Annotated in this window: 11 protein-coding genes; 6 read left to right on the forward strand and 5 right to left on the reverse strand. The window is 27.4% G+C overall.

All coding sequences use genetic code 11. The features are described 5' to 3' along the window. The first annotated feature begins 879 nt into the window (after positions 1-879). Together ERCIPICE3303_RS02750 and ERCIPICE3303_RS02755 are read left to right on the forward strand one after the other, a co-directional pair. Positions 880-1326, forward strand: a complete 447-nt coding sequence (locus tag ERCIPICE3303_RS02750; RefSeq protein WP_157991183.1) for an SRPBCC family protein — start codon at positions 880-882, stop codon at positions 1324-1326. After that, positions 1304-1576 carry an RnfH family protein gene (locus ERCIPICE3303_RS02755; protein WP_157991184.1) on the forward strand — a complete coding sequence of 91 codons (273 nt, stop codon included), beginning with the start codon at positions 1304-1306 and terminating at the stop codon, positions 1574-1576. The genes ERCIPICE3303_RS02750 and ERCIPICE3303_RS02755 overlap by 23 nt, the downstream gene beginning before the upstream one ends. Before the next feature lie 1638 nt (positions 1577-3214). Here ERCIPICE3303_RS02755 and prfC read toward each other — a convergent pair. Next, positions 3215-4804: a peptide chain release factor 3 gene (prfC, locus tag ERCIPICE3303_RS02760; protein ID WP_157991185.1), complete on the reverse strand. Its 1590-nt coding sequence runs from the start codon at positions 4802-4804 to the stop codon at positions 3215-3217. Between the two features lie 1636 nt (positions 4805-6440). Here prfC and alaS point away from each other — a divergent pair. From alaS to lptG, 4 genes are all read left to right on the forward strand, one after another. Then, on the forward strand, positions 6441-9083 hold the full coding sequence (alaS, locus tag ERCIPICE3303_RS02765; RefSeq protein WP_157991186.1) for an alanine--tRNA ligase: 2643 nt from the start codon (positions 6441-6443) through the stop codon (positions 9081-9083). Between the two features lie 422 nt (positions 9084-9505). Beyond that, a complete protein-coding gene (gene csrA / locus ERCIPICE3303_RS02770) occupies positions 9506-9685 on the forward strand; it encodes a carbon storage regulator CsrA (RefSeq protein WP_157991187.1) in 180 nt (59 codons plus the stop codon). A gap of 1273 nt (positions 9686-10958) precedes the next feature. Continuing rightward, complete coding sequence (lptF, locus tag ERCIPICE3303_RS02775; RefSeq protein WP_157991188.1) at positions 10959-12065, forward strand: LPS export ABC transporter permease LptF; 1107 nt, start codon at positions 10959-10961, stop codon at positions 12063-12065. Position 12066: 1 nt separating this feature from the next. Further along, positions 12067-13143, forward strand: coding sequence for an LPS export ABC transporter permease LptG (gene lptG / locus ERCIPICE3303_RS02780; RefSeq protein ID WP_157991189.1), 1077 nt, complete (start codon positions 12067-12069; stop codon positions 13141-13143). A gap of 2458 nt (positions 13144-15601) precedes the next feature. Here the strand turns inward: lptG and ERCIPICE3303_RS02785 are convergent. The 4 genes from ERCIPICE3303_RS02785 to trpS form a co-directional block, all read right to left on the reverse strand. Continuing rightward, positions 15602-16582 carry a DNA polymerase III subunit delta' C-terminal domain-containing protein gene (locus ERCIPICE3303_RS02785; RefSeq protein ID WP_157991190.1) on the reverse strand — a complete coding sequence of 327 codons (981 nt, stop codon included), beginning with the start codon at positions 16580-16582 and terminating at the stop codon, positions 15602-15604. Positions 16583-17649: 1067 nt separating this feature from the next. Then, positions 17650-17817 (reverse strand): 50S ribosomal protein L33, encoded by a 168-nt coding sequence (gene rpmG, locus ERCIPICE3303_RS02790; protein ID WP_157991191.1) that lies wholly within the window; start codon positions 17815-17817, stop codon positions 17650-17652. Between the two features lie 14 nt (positions 17818-17831). Next, positions 17832-18068 (reverse strand): 50S ribosomal protein L28, encoded by a 237-nt coding sequence (gene rpmB / locus ERCIPICE3303_RS02795; RefSeq protein WP_157991192.1) that lies wholly within the window; start codon positions 18066-18068, stop codon positions 17832-17834. 759 nt (positions 18069-18827) lie between these two features. Beyond that, positions 18828-19826, reverse strand: coding sequence for a tryptophan--tRNA ligase (gene trpS, locus ERCIPICE3303_RS02800; protein WP_157991193.1), 999 nt, complete (start codon positions 19824-19826; stop codon positions 18828-18830). Between the last annotated feature and the right edge of the window lie 508 nt (positions 19827-20334).

Raw genomic sequence — 20334 nt, forward strand, 5'->3', positions numbered from 1 at the left:
AACTATTACAATAAAGTCTTTTCAAAACATATCCTTCTATCGATTAATACCATTAGAGATAAAATTGAAATAACCAAGAGGAATAAATAAATAGAACTAAACTTATAAATATATTCATTCTCAATAGACAGTGCGATCAAAAAATAAAAACATAACATAAATATGTTTTATCTTGTCTTCTAAATAAAGTAAATGCATATTAGTGAGTATAAACCAATAATCATCTTAATACCTAACCCTATCTATACTAAGTCCTATATAAAAAAGAAAAAGTTATTTTATAGAATGCACTTCGAAACAACTAGTGAGACACTCTATAATATCTTATATCATACTAATCTTGAATATTTTCTATTAATGAAAATTCTTTAATACAAAATATTATACGTGATTTCACATCCTTCTTTTTCTGATAATAAAATATAACCTCATAGAAACTATATAGTAAAAAGATCAATAAGTACTGGCTATTCTAGAATAATATAACTTACATACGCTACTATAAAAAAATAACGTACGATTAATTATATCTAATATGATAAATCTTTTATCTATCTAAGTACTATCGAAAAAATCATGTTACTACCATGTAAACCTAAAAACCACAATACTGAAATTACATTTCCTCTATACTACTAATAGGTGCTTTGTAACAGGAACAATTATAAAACATAAAGTATCTTTATAAAAATTACTTCACTTACTCACACAACATGAAAATAATGTAATATCAATTAAATTATCCTATCTGAGAATACTTGAGATCACACATACTATATACTTACTCATATTTATTAAGTAAGTGTTGATTCGATCACTTAAAATTATGTATGCTTAAAATTAAGTGTAGTTCTTTTCTCAGATAGCACTGGAATTAATATGTCTAATATTATTTGTTCATCATTGGTACCGTTCAGTTCTAAAAAAATGTATTTTCTTGTAAATGATATCGAATGTTATCCACAGTTCCTATCTGGTTGTATTAGTAGTCGAATAATAAATTCTAATTCTGCATACATGACTGCATCAATAAACATTGAGAAAGCAGGTATAAAAATGACTATTATTACCCGAAATGCTCTCATCTCTAATAAGAGCATTCATATTCAGTTAGTAGAAGGCCCATTTTCTCAATTTAGTGGTAGCTGGTATTTTATGCCAATAAGCGAAGATTCATGTCAAGTCAGGCTAAGTTTAAATTTAAAATTCACCAGTACATTAATAGATAGTACATTTCAAAATATATTTCAAAAAATGAATCAAAGAATTATCGACTCCTTTATTCACCGCGCAAAGAGGATATATGAACCCCAATATTATGGTTGATGTCGTGTATGCGCTACCGAATAAACAATATTGTTATCACCTAACCCTTGCAGAAGGAAGCACAGTAGAACAATCTATTATTGAATCCGGCATACTCATTACTCGAAAAGACATTATTCTTCAAAAGAATAAATTTGGTATTTTTGGAAATCTAGTGAATTTAAATCAGAAACTTCATGATGGTGATCGAGTAGAAATCTATCGCCCTCTAGTCCCAGGCTATAGAAATTTATTACGTCAAAAAAAATAACTAATCAACATAAAAAATAACCTATCTGTCTAATTTTTATAAATTAGAAATCATTTAATATTCACGCTAATACATTTAGTAATACTTACACATTAATCAAAACTAAAAACAATTGACATCATTGATCGATGAATAAAAATAAAATATATAACCCCTTCAGTAAAAAATACAAGATAAAATCAGTGTTTTATCTCTGATAATACAATAACACAATCACCTAGTCATAATACTATTTTATAAATACAATTTATTTAAACTGTTAAATGAAAAATTATATTCTTAACTTTTATAGATTTAAATAATATTAAATTTTAAATCTTTAATAATAAATTAAATTAATAAACTATATGCTTTTCTCTTAATAATAAGATTCTAACATAATAGAGCTTAATTCATCATGAATATGCATAAATTAATCAATCTGACTACCTGGATTAATTATAAATTAATACTCAATAACAATGCCTGCAACTAAACCAATTACTTTCTGCTTTAGTAAAAAAGAACAATATCTTTTCTTTCTTCTATAAGATCTAATTTTTAGCCACTATTTACACTCAATTTATTTATATTATAACTAACTAGACCTAGATATAATCTCTACTATATCTACAACTGGTATCATTGATCTATACTCTAAATTTAATTAAATATTTCAAGTAAAATTACAAAAGAAAATACTAATGAATCTATAATTAAGTAAATCCTAACCACTTCTATCAATAAAAACCAATAATAACTCACATAAAATCCAAGATACATCTACCCTATATTTCCTTGAAATGTAGATCAAATAAATGATTTTATCAATATAAATTTTATATCCATTACCTATCTCAACTATTCATTCCAATAAAGCTCTACCCCTCATGATCTAGTCAATAAACTAATACACTAATCTAATAAAATTAATTTTGAATCAAAAAATTATGCTATATTTCAAAATATAAATTTAAACATAAATAATAAACACATACGGAATAAATCATGAATAAAACTACCTCATGTAAAATAAATTTATATACTTGATGTGAAAATATAAAAACAGATCAAAATCAAATTTACAACATTTACTTTTTAACTTAAAAATTCATTTTTTTAAAAAAATCTAATCTTATCTATAATAATAGAAGTGTTATCATTAATAAAAAATAAATAAAAATATCTCAAATAATCTATTAGATAATATCTAATTAACTTTTTTATAAAAAACTAGATATATAGTTCATAATTAAAATACAAATAAAAGGAATAAATATAAAATAACATATGATAATAATAATTCTCATTACCATAATGTTTTTATTAAAATAAATTTTTAAAATAAAGAAAATATATGATTAAAATCATTATAAATATCTAAAATTATATAAAAACTAATTATAAATGATCAAGATAATTATGATTATACGTATAACTTTGTATGAAAAGAAAGATACTATATCAAGATTGTATACTAGTCTTTGCCTTTCAACTAGTAGTGCTTAGTTCAACATATTTTTATTCTCAATTGTCAAATAAAAGACACTATAAATTGCATATCAACAATACAATGAAGGACTCTAGTAATATTTAAAACAAATAAATATATCAGATAAAAAATAAAATCTCTGATTAATTAATACACTATATTGATAACTAATTTTCACATGTTTTCAAAAAAACTACTTCTGGATATCGCTCTTGAATAATACTTAAATGGACCATAGTTGGAGCAATATACGTTAGATTTCCACCACTATCTAGAGCCAAGTAAACTTCATTTTTACTTCGAAATTCCTCAAATTTACTTATATCACTACATTTTACCCATCTCGCAGTAGAAATCTTCATGTCTTCATAAACTGCCATTACATTATATTCATTTTTCAAACGTGAAACTACCACATCAAACTGTAACACGCCTAACGCTCCAACAATCAAATCATGATTATTTAATGGTCTAAATATCTGTATCGCACCCTCCTCAGAAAGCTGAACTAATCCCTTAAGTAGCTGCTTTTGCTTCAAGGGATCACGTAAGCGGATACGACGAAACAGTTCTGGTGCAAAATTTGGAATCCCAAAAAATTTTATTTTCTCTCCTTGTGTAAAAGTATCTCCAATCTTTATTGTACCGTGATTATGCAATCCAAGAATATCTCCTGGATAAGCCTCAGTAGCCTGAAAACGATCACCAGCCATAAAAGTAAGAGCAGAAGTAACAACAATATCTTTTCCAGTACGAACCTGATGTAATTTAATGCCTTTTTTATATTTTCCAGAAACTATACGCATAAATGCTACTCTATCACGATGCTTTTGATCCATATTAGCTTGTATTTTAAAAATAAATCCACTAAAACCATGATCCATCGCGGTCACAGTACGTATATTACTATGACGAGGCATTGGCGGAGGCCCCCAATCTGCTATACTGTCAAGGACATGATCAACACCAAAGTTACCCAATGCAGTACCAAAAAATACTGGAGTCATAATACCCCGAAGGAATTGATTTCGATCAAAAACCGACGAGGCACCCTCTACTAACTCAACTTCTTCACGCAGCTGCTGAGCCAAAACCTCACCAATAGCTAAATCTAATTCTGGATTATATAACCCCTTTACTACTCGAACTTCCTGAATAATATGCCCTCTGCCAGACTGATACAAATATATCTCATTTCTATACAAATGATAAACACCCTTAAAAAATTTACCAAAACCGATAGGCCAAGTAATAGGAGAACAGATAAGTCTTAGCTTACTTTCCACTTCATCCATAACTGTAATCGGATCACGAATCTCGCGATCCATTTTATTCATAAAAGTTAAAATAGGAGTACTATGCAAACGAGTAACATGCATCAATTGACAAGTTCGATCTTCGACACCCTTTACTGTATCAATTAACATAAGACAACAGTCTACAGCAGTCAATGTTCTATAAGTATCTTCCGAAAAATCTGCATGACCCGGAGTATCCAGTAAATTAATTAAAATCCCACGATAAGGAAACTGCATAACTGAAGTACTAATAGAAATACCACGCTCTGTCTCCATATTCATCCAGTCTGATTTAACATATCTATTGGAATAAGAGCCTTTGATCGAACCGGCAATCTGAATAACCTGCCCAAAAAGCAATAGTTTTTCCGTCATCGTCGTTTTACCAGCATCTGGATGAGAGATAATCGCAAAAGTACGTCGTCGTTCTACTTCCTGAGAAAAAGATAGATGTGACATAAAGACTCTTCTAATTGAGCATGCTGATCTTATACAAGATCACATAAAGTAATGTATGAAAAATTCACTTAACATAATGATCAAAATTTATTAAACGAAAATAAGAAACATTAGAGCAAATATCTTAATAATTAATTATCTTTATTAACTATACAAAAACCCTTATATTGCGTTCTTATAAAGAATAAACAATATTTCTATTAGAAATAAAATTAATAAATTATAGATTAGGATTAAGTTATCTAATTACTATGTTTAATTCATGATGTGACTGATTCTAGTCAATGCTTACAAACATCTCTTATACTTGATAAATAAAAAAAATTAAATATCAAAATTCATTTATAGTCACAATAGAATACCTACTGTTTAAATTAATTATAGATAATAAGCATTCAGATATTACTAGTATATGATACTATCAAATATGCTTTGTGTTTATATAAAAATATAAATATAAAAAATAATTAAAGATATAAATTAATATAAACATAAATCATAACTTAATCTCTTTCATACAATACTACAGATTTACAAAAAATATATGAAATGAGAGCATCAGCATAACTAATAATTACATTAAAATTTATTATTATGTTAATAAATTTTTATTACTAATAACCTAATTTATAGTCTAATAAAAATAGTCTAATAAAATCTATAACTGTATATATATAAAATCATAACATAAAAACCATATATAAAAGAAAGCTATCTAGATCAAATGAGATCTCTAACAAAACATATGCTCTGATTTATAGCTATATCATATCAAGAAGGCTGTCTATACTATGTCTATAATATACAACTCAGAACCAAGCATAATCCAAGAGTTTTAAGGTTATTACCGTATACCGCTGGCATCAGAAAAACCTCATCCCCTTAAAAATTGTTATTACTTCTATATAAGATATAAACATTCTATCACCTATCATAGGATGAGTTAGTTGAACTTAAATTTCAAATAGATCCTATTAATTTCTTAACATAGATACTCATCAAACTACGCTCATATAGCTATGACTCATTCATATAGAATATCAGAAGATTGTTGCAAACAGCATTGTATTGAATAATTAATGATTAAATCTAACTTTAAAAAAATTAGACCCTTATGTAAGAATTATTCATCGCTCTAACTCAGATCTGTACTATCAGAAACCATACTTACTATCTAAACAATCCATCCAACTAGTCTCATCAATGATGCCATCCCAAAATCTTACTACTGCAAACCAATATTCACATTACTATTAGCTTAGAACTATACAATCATTTCTTTTTTATTCAAAAAATCTGTAAAATATCCATACCATAATTTATATAAAAAACTTAAATAAAGATAGTACAATAACACTTTTAGTTTAAAGTAAGCAGAATTAACTATATTACTCGTATAAAAATTTATACATGCATGCTCAACAAAATTCTAAAAAAACTAAAAACAATGAATATAACATAAAAATTCTAATTTCTATAATAAATCCATATATTTAAAAAAATAAAAATTTAATCAGTTATTTACCAACTAACTCATTTCTTTTTTATAATAAAATTGACTGGCTCTATGATATGTTTTTATTGTAATAGATAAAGTAACTACAACAAATGAATTAATATAATGAAGGTAAAAAACATGAAACCAAGCACTGCAGAAGTTCGCCAAATGTTTCTTAATTTCTTCCAGAATAAAGGACATCAGGTTGTATCTAGCAGCTCTCTAATTCCAAAAAATGACTCAACAATCTTATTTACTAATGCTGGAATGAATCAGTTTAAAGATATTTTTCTTGGTAAAGAAAAACAAATCTATTCTCGAGTGACCAGCTCTCAACGCTGTATACGTGCTGGCGGGAAACATAATGACTTAACAAAAGTAGGTTTTACTACTAGACATCACACTTTTTTTGAAATGCTTGGAAACTTTAGCTTTGGTGATTACTTCAAACACGAAGCTATTGCTTTTGCCTGGGAGTTATTAACTAGCCGTCATTGGTTTAATCTTCCAAAGGAAAAGTTATGGGTTACTGTTTATCAAACTGATAATGAAACTTTTGATATCTGGAAAAAAGAAATCGGTGTTCAACCAACTCAAATTATTCGTATAGGCGATCATCAAGGTAAACCTTATTCTTCCGATAATTTCTGGACGATGGGTAAAACGGGTCCATGTGGCCCTTCTTCTGAAATCTTTTTTGACCATGGACCAAATCTTTTTGGTAGCCCTCCTGGAACTTTAAATGAAGATGGTGATCGTTATGTAGAAATTTGGAATATTGTCTTTATGCAATTTAATCGCCAATTAAACGGTACTATGATACCGTTACCTTACCCATCTGTTGATACTGGTATGGGATTAGAAAGAATTACAGCAGTCCTACAAAATGTTCACTCGAACTATAAGATTGATGTCTTCACTAAACTAATCCAATCAGCCGCCGAAATAATAGGAACAAAAGACTTAAATAATAAATCCTTACATGTTATCGCAGATCATATCCGTTCCTGTGCCTTTTTAATTTCAGATGGTGTCATTCCATCCAATGATAACCAATCCTATGTATTACGACGCCTTATTCGACGCGCAGTACATCATGGAAAAATGTTAGGAGCAAAAGAGACATTTTTCTTTAAGCTTGTGGACCCTTTAATTTCTATTATGGATATAAATGATAATAATTTTAACCAAAAAAAGAAAAAAATAGAAAAAGTGCTTCGCACTGAAGAAGAGCAGTGTACAAAAAATATAGAAAGAGGAGTATCTCTTTTAAATACAGAACTCGCACTACTTTCAGATAACACATTAAGAGGTGATATTGTATTTCGTTTATATGACACCTTCGGGTTTCCTTTAGAATGGACTGAAAACATATGCAAACAACGAAATGTAAAAATTGATAAAATTGGATTCGAATATTCAATGAAACAACAACGTCAACGAGCACGTAACGCCAGTAATTTTCATTCTAAAAATAAATCTGTAATTTATATTACTCAATCCTCTGTATTTAAAGGATATGAATATTTACAATTACAGACAGTAATTACTTCTATTAATGTTGATGGAGAATCCGTAAAAACCATTAGTCATGGTAAGCATGGCATAATTGTTCTAGAAACTACACCTTGCTATGCAGAATCTGGCGGACAAATAGGTGATAGCGGAAACCTGTATGATACCAACAATTCTCATTTTATAATTCATGATACACAAAGATATGCTCAAGCTATTGGGCACACTGGTCAAATAATCACCGGTGAATTGCATATAGGTGATACAGTAATAGTAAAAGTCAATAAACAACGACGAGAACGCATTTGCCTTAATCACTCAGGAACACATCTTTTACAAGCAGCGTTACGACAAGTTCTGGGACAGCATGTCGAACAAAAAGGGTCATATATCAATGATTGCTTTTTACGTTTTGATTTTTCTCATTACCAAGCAATGACATTAGAAGAGATATATGAAGTGGAGGAGATAATTAATTCTAATATTCGACTAAATGCACTTATCGAAACGCATGTAATGAAGCTAGAAACAGCAAAAGAATCTGGAGCCATAGCATTATTTAATGAAACATATAGTGATTATGTACGAGTATTAAAAATCAATGACTGTTCTATCGAGTTATGTGGAGGAACTCATGCAAAACGAACAGGTGATATTGGTCTCTTTCACCTACTCTCTGAATCAAGTATAGCGGCAGGAGTTCGGCGCATCGAAGCAGTGACCGGAGATAAAGCATTATCAATCCTACAAAAAGAAAACAAACAACTATTAAATATAGCTCACCTTTTCAAGGCTAATCGACATAATATATATGAAAAAATTCATACCTTCATACAATATACACATAATCTAGAAGAGAAAATAAACAAAATAGAGAATCAAAAAGCTATCCAAGAAAGCAGTCTACTAGTTAAAAACTTTATCATAATAAAAGACATAAAGATCTTAGTACATGCTTTAAATAATATTGAACCTAAAACACTGCATATAATAATTAAAAAATTGAAAAACCACATTGGATCAGGAATTATCGTTTTAGCAAGTATCCTTGATGGCAAGGTTTCCATAATTACTAACGTAACTTCTAATCTTACAGATTATATCAAAGCTTGTGACATCATAACCATACTAGCCCCAAAAATTGACGGAAAAGGAGGTGGGAATGCTCATATAGCTCAAGCAGGAGGTCTAAATGCTTCTGCACTACCAGAAGCCTTAATTTATATTAAAGAATGGTTATCAGAAAACCTAAAAAATATCACCTAATAGAGATCTCTATCCAGAAACAAATCAGAACACCATACTAATTACTATCTAAATTTTTTTATTTAATAAAAATAAAAATTATCAACACGCTATATAATTCATCAAGACCTGTTACAGGTTAACTCAGATCTGTGATAGATCAAGAAATATTGGAATCTAAACCTTTAACCATACAGGATAAATATCCTTTCAAATATCAAATATAAAAAATATTTCTATAGATTTTTTAAAAAATTCCAATTCTTTTATAAAAAATCAAATAGAATTTGATTCAATCAAGGAGAATAAGGGAGCCTTATTAACATATCAAATTTAAACTTAAAGCGTTATCTCTAGTTCAGGAAATAGCATTAGAGAATACATCAATTAATCTTGTATATGCGACGCTATATTAAATATTTTGATCTTTTTGGGAGAACAATATGCTTATTCTCACTCGTCGAGTGGGTGAAACCCTAATGATTGGCGAAACAGTATCTGTGACTGTACTAGGTGTTAAAGGTAATCAAGTACGAATTGGCGTCACTGCACCACAAGATGTAGCAGTACATCGTGAAGAAATTTTTCAGCGCATACACACAAAAAATAAAGAAAAAGAATAAATTAATAATTATTTATTATATTCAATTCTATTCTTAACAAAAATGCACTTGAACACTGAAGTATTTAAATTCTTTATACACATAAAATTTCTTTCTCATATAAGATCTAAAATCTGTAAAAAATTTAAAAAATTAACAATGGAGGTAATGATAAAAATATTAAAGACGTCTCGCTATTAAAGTAACAAAATAAAGCAACATCTCTAATCATTTGACCAATAGAGCAACAAACCAGATAAATATGACACTTATGATCTTAGATATATGCAAAAATTAACCAGTAAATCTGTAAAAATAAAAAACATAATACAATACTTTACTAAAGCCAAGTTGTAAAACCTTAGATTGATACCAATCAATTTCTATTTCATCATCAGTCGCAAGACATATTATTGAACAAATTACTGTGGTAACAATATAGGTGTTAATCAAAAATCAAGATAAGATTTACAATCTTGGTGGAATTAGTTCTTCATTTTTCCATATAAAAAAGAAAATATAGATATAAGGCTATGATAATAATATCGGTATATAATATGAAAGAGCAAAATAATCTCTCAATTATTAAAAGATAGCATTTAATAAAATTTATTTGCAATCTTTTAAAACATCATACTTATAGTAAAATATTAACCCTAAACTCTATATTCAATATCCACCACTGAGTATATTTTAATTTTCTACAAGCAAACATCATAGATTCTTACAATCTAAATATAATTCAAAAACAACAATATGAAAACTTATTAAATCTCTAATCTCTAGAACGGCAGTGCATTTGACTAAAAAATGGTGATTACTTCTATCTTATTAAGAGAATAAATTTTTAATACAAAATACTACATGAATTACTTAATTTATAGTTATACATATTTTTATTTAAAATAAATAAAGTAGAAAATTAGCTGTATAATATCTCTACTATAGTCAATTCTGAACTATAAACCATTCTTAAAATATAATAATCTTATTATCTCATATCACCAGAATATGAAACCATTGATCTTATAATTCTATTATATATAAAACTATCTGATATCGTGGTTAAGTAATAGTATTCCTTCATCTATGTTTAATTATAATACATGCCATATATCTTTTTTTAAACCTATATAACTTCATAATTAACAATTATGTTCTATGAATCATATTTTCTAGCTAAAGTGTCTAGTTAATATAGAATATTTATAATTCTATAGCTAATTAATATCAATCATCCAACATCAAATACTATATTAGAAATTTGCTAAAAAATTTTAAAGGTGTATTCAGTGTGATTATCATCAGATACCTATTATGGGAGACTATCAAGAATCAGCTAATTATTCTTTTGATTTTACTTCTTATCTTCTTTTTTCAAAAATTAGTAAGAACTCTTTCTTCTGTAGTAGGAGGCGAGATTCCTATCAACATAGTCTTAACTGTCTTAGGATTAGGCATACCAAAACTAGCACAACTAATCCTTCCACTAAGTCTCTTTTTATCTATTTTAATCACTCTTGGACGACTTTGTACTGATAGCGAAATTACGGTAATGCAAGCTTGCGGATTAGGACATGACATACTTATAAAAGCTGCAATGATTTTAATTACATTGACTATGATAATAGCTATACTTAACAATGGCTGGATAGTACCTTGGTCCACTGACTACGCAAACACAATATTAGAAAACGCTCGATCTAATCCCAGCGCAATAAATCTTTCTACTAAAAAATTTCAATCATTTGAAAATGGACATACAATTCTATTCATTGAAGAAAAAACAGAAAACCATCTACAAAATATTTTTCTTGCTAAATTAAGAAAAAAAGATAATACAATACCTTATATCATTATCGCTAAAGATGGCCAAATATCAACACGTAATAATAATTCTAGTATCACAAATCTATCTAATGGTACTTACTTTGAAGGAACCCCCATTCTACATGACTTTCGTATTACCCATTTTAAAAATTATCAATTAATCCTTACTCATTACAAAACAGTCATAAAGAAAAATAATATTGATCAAATAAATTTACACACTCTGTGGACTACTAGATCTACCTCTTCTGTAAACAAGAGTGAACTCCACTGGCGTTTAACGCTAGTTTTCTCAGTATTAGTTATGGGATTAATGGCAGTTCCACTTAGTATAGCCAATCCTCGACAAAACCGAATAAAATCCATATTAACTGCAATATTTTTTTACTTGATCTTTTTCTTACTACAAAGCTTTATGCATTCAGCAGGAAATCAAAATCGCATAAACCCTGCACTATCAATGTGGGTAATTAATTTCTCCTATTTTATAGTGAGCATACTATTTAATACATGGGATACACTATTAATACGTCGCTGTCGTTCATGGTTCTTTCACACAGGAGAGCTCTAATATGTTTGGTATTCTTGATAAATATATTGGCAAAACTATGTATAAAATGATTATGACGACATTATTTTTGCTAGTATCACTCTCAAGTATGATTAAATTTTTTGACCAGTTAAGACAAACTGGACAAGGGAAGTATACAGCTCTAAATGCCTTTGTATACACATTACTCAGTATACCAAAAGACATTGAAATATTTTTACCAATGGCGACTTTACTCGGAGTTTTAATAGGATTAGGTTCTCTTGCTCGACATAGAGAACTTGTAGTCATGCAAGCATCAGGTTTTACACGTATAAAGATTACTGAATCCGTAATTAAAACCGCAATTCCACTTATATTATTAACACTGGCAGGTGGTGAATTTATCGCACCTCAAGGAGAGGCGACTGCACGCACTTATCGAGCTGATAAGCTAATCAATCATAAAATCCTAACTACTAAATCAGAGTTATGGGCTAAAGACGGTAATGATTTTATCTTTATTGAGCATATCTGTAAAAATAAACAACTTCTTGGTATTAGTATCTATACCTTAGGATGCAATTATAACCTAAAAAATATACGTTATGCATCCTCTGGAGAATACAATTTTGATAAACGGTTATGGATTTTAAAAAAAGTTTCTCAGTCTGATCTTACTGATATAAATCAAATTAAACACACTCAGATGTTAAATGAAGAATGGAAAACATCGTTAACACCCGATAGACTGGACCTAATCATACTAGACCCAGATTCCTTATCAATTAGCAGATTATATAAATATATAGAATATTTAACACAAAGCGGTCAGATAACTGATCTATATAAACTTAACATGTGGGGAAAAATATTCCAACCACTTGCAGTAACAGTTATGATAATAATGGCACTATCATTTATATTTGGTCCTCTTCAAAACATATCTATTACCAAACAAATAATTATAGGAGGTGGTATAGGTAGCACCTTCTACCTCATGAATCAAATCTTTAGACCATTAAGCTTAATTTATCATATACCTCCTATCCTAACAGCATTACTTCCAAGTATCATATTCTTCACTATTAGTCTAGCACTATTAATCAAATGGAAATAGTAATTATATCAATGATTTAAAAACGAAGATACAGAATCTCTTATTTACATATCAAATGCAATCGTCAAGATATACTTATTTAAATTGACTCTTCAAGATCAAACACTATTATAAAGCCTTTACATTGTCTCATTAAAAATTATAAGAAATATCATAACCTTAACCACAAACATTAAGATATGCATAATGATAATGCAAAACATTATGTAATATAAATAATTTTATAAAACATAATTTTTTATAAAAAAGTAGAGCAATAATAATGTAAATTATTAAATCTATATATTTATCTGTATTTACTTATTAAGTACAAATGTAAAGATTAAAAAATCTATATAACTTACAATACATCAGATATCATACTCTATCTTTTTACCATATCTAATAAGATTGCTATAATCTCTTATCCTAATTATAAAATAAATCTTATTTAAAACAAATATTAAATTTATTCATTTCCATCACCATTAAAAAATAAAAATGAAGAATAAAGAATACCTAAATCAAATAAGTATATGATAGACAGATTTAAAATTGAACACCTGACACATAATCAAAAACATAGAAATTTTCTTCTATTATTGCTTCTAAAGCAGCTCTTAATAAAGACAGTATCTACCACAAAAGTAGTAAATTTTTAGAAACATTATCTATAAAGATAATACTTTTCCTACTAAAGAACTATATTTTCCAAAATATACCTATTTAGGCTATTACTAATGAGGTGATACTACTCCATTTTAAACCAGACTGCATCAAAAATTAAAATCATTTATCTCTCTGATAAATCCATCATAAAATATAATTGCTATATATAGAAATTAAAATCCTTGGATGCGCTCATATTAGCAATACCTGTACTAATAAAGAATGCAGCCCTATCATTATAAAATGACACAAATTATTATTAATCTATTATTTTGAATCTTAGATAAAATATATTTTTAAAAAAAATCATAACAAATCTTCGAATTTAAAGACTATTTATAAAGCATTTTAAATGCTAAAATTCCATATTATATAATTCTATGATGCAAATATATATTACATTAATAATATCTTTATTACAGTCTAATACTCAAAATCTTTAATTTAAGATTAAATATTAATATAACTAATAAAAAAAGATCAAAACATAGATTAATTTTAGAAATAAAAATCATAATTTATAGAAATATATAAACATATCTCTAATTATAAAGCTACAAATAAACTGTAATAAACATATTATGATCACGATATAGATCTAAGTAAAATAGTGTATTTCTTTTTGTACTACAATAAAAAATAGATCTAGAATAGATTACTGCAAAATTAATCACAAGAAACCCAGTATGTATTTTCATTATCTTCGACAATAAAGACATGTCAAAAATTAACTATTGCAAAATTAATTAAAAAGAGAATATTAACTAATTATAAATTTTCCAATACACCACATCATACTAATGTCTATATTCAATAAAAATTGAAAAATATCCATCCAACTTATACTATCTAGATCCAAAACTAATCGTAAATATATTATGTATATCCTTATACATAAGCATAAAAATAGATAAATAAATAGTTTGATAAAAACATCATAATCATTTAAATTTAATTAAAATTCCAATTTAGAACAAATTACTTAATACTAAATGATTGTATTAATCTAAACGCTAGATGCAAGACAATCGATAAAATTTTTATTCTAATATCTAATTTTCTTAGACGATAAAGATCTAACTGGATTGCATTATTATTATCTTATATCGTGAATAAGAAACATAATTATAAATATAAATTGTGATTCTATATTTAAGACACCTTAATATTCTTACTATAAATTCATGCAGTATAATGCTTAATTTTTAAAAAACTAACTGTTTATCACATAAATACTATGACGTAATTGTTAGGAACAATAAAATATATATGATAAAGAAAAAATAAAATAAAAAAACAATCAAATACATATAATAAGTCTACACAATCTACATTTTTTAAATAAATCACATACAATTGAATATAAACGTTATTAAAGAACTGAGATACTCAGATATCATAAAAACTATACTATTCTATCTACACAGAATTCTTCATTCAAAATACTTCAACAGGATTGTGGATAACTAGATGCTAAGATAGAAATGTAAATAGCAATGCATTGAATTTTACAAATCAACTAGTCTAGGTTTCTATTTAAGAATAACTGGATTAATAAGATTTTTCTACCTAATTCTCAATACCCAGACATACGTTTTTTATGAATATAAAAACCATCTTACATTATACATATTCATCTATAATAAATTCATCTACATCAATAGAAAATTATTTATCTACAATCATATAAAAACAGACTGTTATAAATAACATCTATTTTCATGCTTCTATGATCGTAATCCAATGTAAATCACATTAAAAAAACCTATCAATTTCTGACAGATTGTCTATTCTTTTAAATTTAGATTACTCAATGATTTTTTGTAAGAACCTCCCAATGTAATAATTGCTCTGTTAGTAATAACTCGACATTAACACTATCTAGTCTTAATAATCTAGAGCGACAGATCATCCATGCATGATAACTTAAACTCAGAACCTGGGGGCTTAATACATTAGATAACTTCATCACCAACTCTTCCTGGTCAAGATTACTAATACATGTTCTTGCACCTTGATGCCACTTCCCTGCATCGATAAGAAAAGAACATACCCAATAAATTCGAGTTAATACGTCACTATAATTTAATATAGGAAGAAATCTTAAAAAATCACCAGTTACGATATCTGACAAAGCATTACAAAACTGAAGACGGGATTCCCAAACGTGTAAATTTAACAATGATAGAGCAACTAAGGGCGCACCAGAAGATAAACGTAATACTGTACTAAACTTTGTAATATCTCCAGAGCTCTGGTTTTTTAACCATGCCAAACCCTCCTCCTCATTAGGAGGAGATAAATACCATAAAATACATCGACTACGTAATGAAGATAAAACGAGCGAGGGTTGATAGTTAATTAAAAAAAACCAAGTATCCAAAGGTGGTTCTTCTAATGTTTTTAATAGCACACCAGAAGCAGACTCTGTTAACTTCTGAATATCTACTATAAAAACTACCTTAGCCCCATTTAATCTAGAATGATGATACAGTTTTTCTATTAATTTTCGTATAACATCTATGCCAATAATATTTTTATTTTTATCAGATTCTAAGTGATACCAATCAGGATGATTTCCAGCTTTCATCAACCTGCAAGCATGACATTCTCCACAACTGTCCAGTTCTAAAGGATTTTCACACATGAGCCAACGCGCAATAAATAAAATTAATATATCAACAGCCATTCCTGGTACTGTTTGAATAAGAATAGCATGATGCCCTCGATGAAGGAGATGTTGTGTAACAATTTTACAGTAACTATCGTATAACCAGGGATACCTATGCATATTTATTTCAAAAAAATTAATCAATTATTTATTGAGTTAACAGAAAGATATTCTTCTCTTCCAAGATAAGACAAATACTATGAAAATACCTATCATAAAATACCAGAATCACATAAAAACTCTCTATAGCTATAATACTAAAATTCATGACTCTAAATAAAAAATTTAAATAAATAAATACAATATATTCCATTAATATCAAATATTAAAAAAAATAAAATAAAATCAAGAAAAAATTGTGCCTATTCTTCTAAAAATCAATTCTTTCTGTCACTTTTATCAACAATAGATTCACTCTATCCAAAGTTAAGAAAGATTAAACAGCAATGATAAATATAAAAGTATTACAGGTAAAACCTAATCTATAAATATATCAGTCATTTAGTTATAACTTATGTCTAAAAGACGGGAGATTATTAATCTCTAATGTAATAATAGAATTACTTATCATGCATTTATAAACCTTTTCTGAGGTTAAAAATAAATATTATAATACGAATTTTCTAAAATAAAAATCTCTATAATATAAAAACAATCAGATAATGACACTACTTACTTAATCTATAAAACAGTCAAACATTAAGATTTCAAAAAATTATTATTATTTAAGAAGAGCTCTCCTATCAATAAGTATAATATTCTGAATTATCTAATTATAGATAACATAATTTTAAGCAATCTTATCAATACTTATATACACCATCTTATATTCTACTCAATTACTCTATATTTATTCGATACAAATAAGATTAAAAATTCTATAAAAATCTATACTATAAATACCATTACATATTAATTATTATAATTATAGAACGTATTTCTAAGTAATAATCAGGAAAACATTTCAATATAGAAAGATAAAGGATATTCCAAATATTAGATTAGATCTTACCATGAGAATTTTATTCTATCCCTATATTATTCATAACTCTAACTTCTTCTTATAAAGAAGATATACGAGATTTTTATTATCATCTGCCATATCGAAATAATTAGAAAATAAACATTCTTATTAATACTAAACTTTAAAAATATCTTAAAGCCAATCTTTATAAAAAATATATTAACTATTTAATCTTATTTTCATTATAAATGACATACTTACGTATGATTGGATCAAATTTTCGTAATATAAGTTTATCTAAATGATTCCGTTTGCTCTTTGTTGTTGTGTAAAAATGACTAGTCCCAGCAGACGAAGTCAATTTAATTTTCTCACGCATTCCTTTTGCCATAATGAGTCCTTTATCTAAATTTTAGGATGATGTGTAAGTAAATCATCTAACACTTCCTCAATACCTTTTTTATCAATGATACGCATACCTTGAACAGATATTCGTAGTTTAACAAATCGTTTTTCACTCTGAACCCAAAAACGATGAGAATGAAGATTAGGAAAAAAACGTCGCTTTGTTGCATTCATTGCATGAGACCGATTATTCCCTGTCATAGGACGCTTACCCGTAACTTGACAAATCTGTGACATATAAAATCTCCAAACATAAAATTGTGTTATAAATACTGAAAATAATGGATAATCAACACTTAACATCTAAATTTTAACACAATATACCATCTTCTCCAGTCAATCTTTTAACTAACCAGGAACTAAATTCTTGAATAACTACTAAAAAATTCTTTTTTTATCTAAACTATTTTACCATGTTTCCTCAATACTTGAATTATAATTCAACCTAACTATTCACCGTTAACAATAATTTTATTTATCTATTACTAAATAATTAATAATTCGTCTATACCCCAATGGTTAGATCACACTAATATTTAATACATGAACATCTGATATATTGTAGATACTATCAAAAACCTTATCTATTGATTAACACATCTATAAGATTGTATTTTGATCTTCTATCTTTATGTTTAGATAAAGAACTTGATTAATTATTAAACATCTATATTATTTCGATGATCACTTAGTCTATTTACATAAAAATAATTCATAAAAACAACATTACAATCTCAAGACTAACGATAACTAATAGACAGCGTGTATCTCCTAATAATCTGATCAGCTATCAACTATAAATATCTGATATCATCTTCAGTTACCACTATTACTCATAAAGATAAAATGTAGTAGTTTAGTCTATTATCAGATTCTAAAAATTTTATATAATACTATATGAATTAGTATTTTATTAATAAAAAGGCTCCTGACATCAACAATATAAATATCTACCATAATATTTACATCATACAGGTCTACTCACATACAATATTTTCAATAAATTAAACCAATAGCACTGTAGACTTTTTGTAATGTTTTAAAAGCTTTATCCTGCGCCTTTTGTGCACCTTCTAAAATTACCTTTTCTAGAAAAGCTTCATCATTTCGGTAATGAAAGTATGAATTCTGTAACTCTATTAAGACCTCATACAATCTATCTGAAACAATATCTTTTAAATCCCTATACATTTTTCCAGAAAACTCTATCTCTAAAACGTGTACTGGAGTATTACTTATCACTGATAAAATATTTAGGAGATTTGAAATACCTGGTTTCTTTTTTAAATCATAACGAATAACAGGAGGCCTCTCATTATCAGTTAATGATTTTTTAATTTTTGTAAATAATGATTGCTTATCTTCCAATAAACTAATAATGTTATTACGATTATCATCAGATTTAGACATTTTTTTAGTTGGCTCTAACAAAGACATAATACGACCACCAGACTGAAGAATATATGGCTCTGGTAATGTAAATATATTACCATATTGCGCATTAAAACGTAAAACCAGATTACGAGTCAACTCTAAATGCTGTTTTTGATCTTCACCAACTGGAACTTTATTAGTCTGATACAAAAGAATATCTGCTGCCATTAAGACTGGATAGCTAAAACAACCAGCATTAATATTGTTTTTATGACTAACTAGTTTATCCTTAAACTGTGTCATACGCTTCAGTTCACCGAAGTAAGAATGACAACTAAGAATCCAGCCTAATTGCGTATGCGCAGGTACCTGTGATTGCAGGAAAATAATACTTTTCTTAGGATCGACACCACAAGCTAAATAGAGTGCTATAGTATCCAATACAAATTTACGTAAAGAACTAGGATCCTGTCGAACAGTTATTGCATGTAAATCAACAATACAATAAATACACTCATGCGTATCCTGCATTTTTACCCACTGGGATATTGCACCAATATAATTCCCAATAGTTAACTCACCTGATGGTTGAGCACCACTAAATACAATTGATTTGTTCATTTCTCTTATCTAATCAAGAAGAATCGATAACTACGAAAAACTTATGTAACATCCTAAGATAACGCTTATTATATATTAGATATTCAGTAATTATCCAGAATTCTACTACTAATAATAATATTATTATGATATTAATAAAACTATAATTAGCCTATCTGCTAAAACATGCTATATATAATACATAGAACATAACAACAACCTAAAAACTAAGCGTCTATATACTATTTAGTCTGTGAAAAACAAACTTAATCAAAATCCTAATAAAAACATTAAGATTAAAATAAATTAAAAAATAATAATATATATCTTTTCATATACAAAACATATTCTATATGCATAGAACACTACATTAAATTAATTTGATTCAACCAATTAATCATTCAAATATAAATGAAATATATAATACCAAGCATATATTTTAATATTCACCAACATACCACCTAAAAAGTTATAATGATTAGCTCACCTTAGACAGATTAAATAATATAAATAAAATAATAAACCTTAT

The sequence above is a fragment of the Candidatus Erwinia haradaeae genome (assembly GCF_900699015.1).
Taxonomy (GTDB): domain Bacteria; phylum Pseudomonadota; class Gammaproteobacteria; order Enterobacterales; family Enterobacteriaceae; genus Erwinia_E; species Erwinia_E haradaeae_E.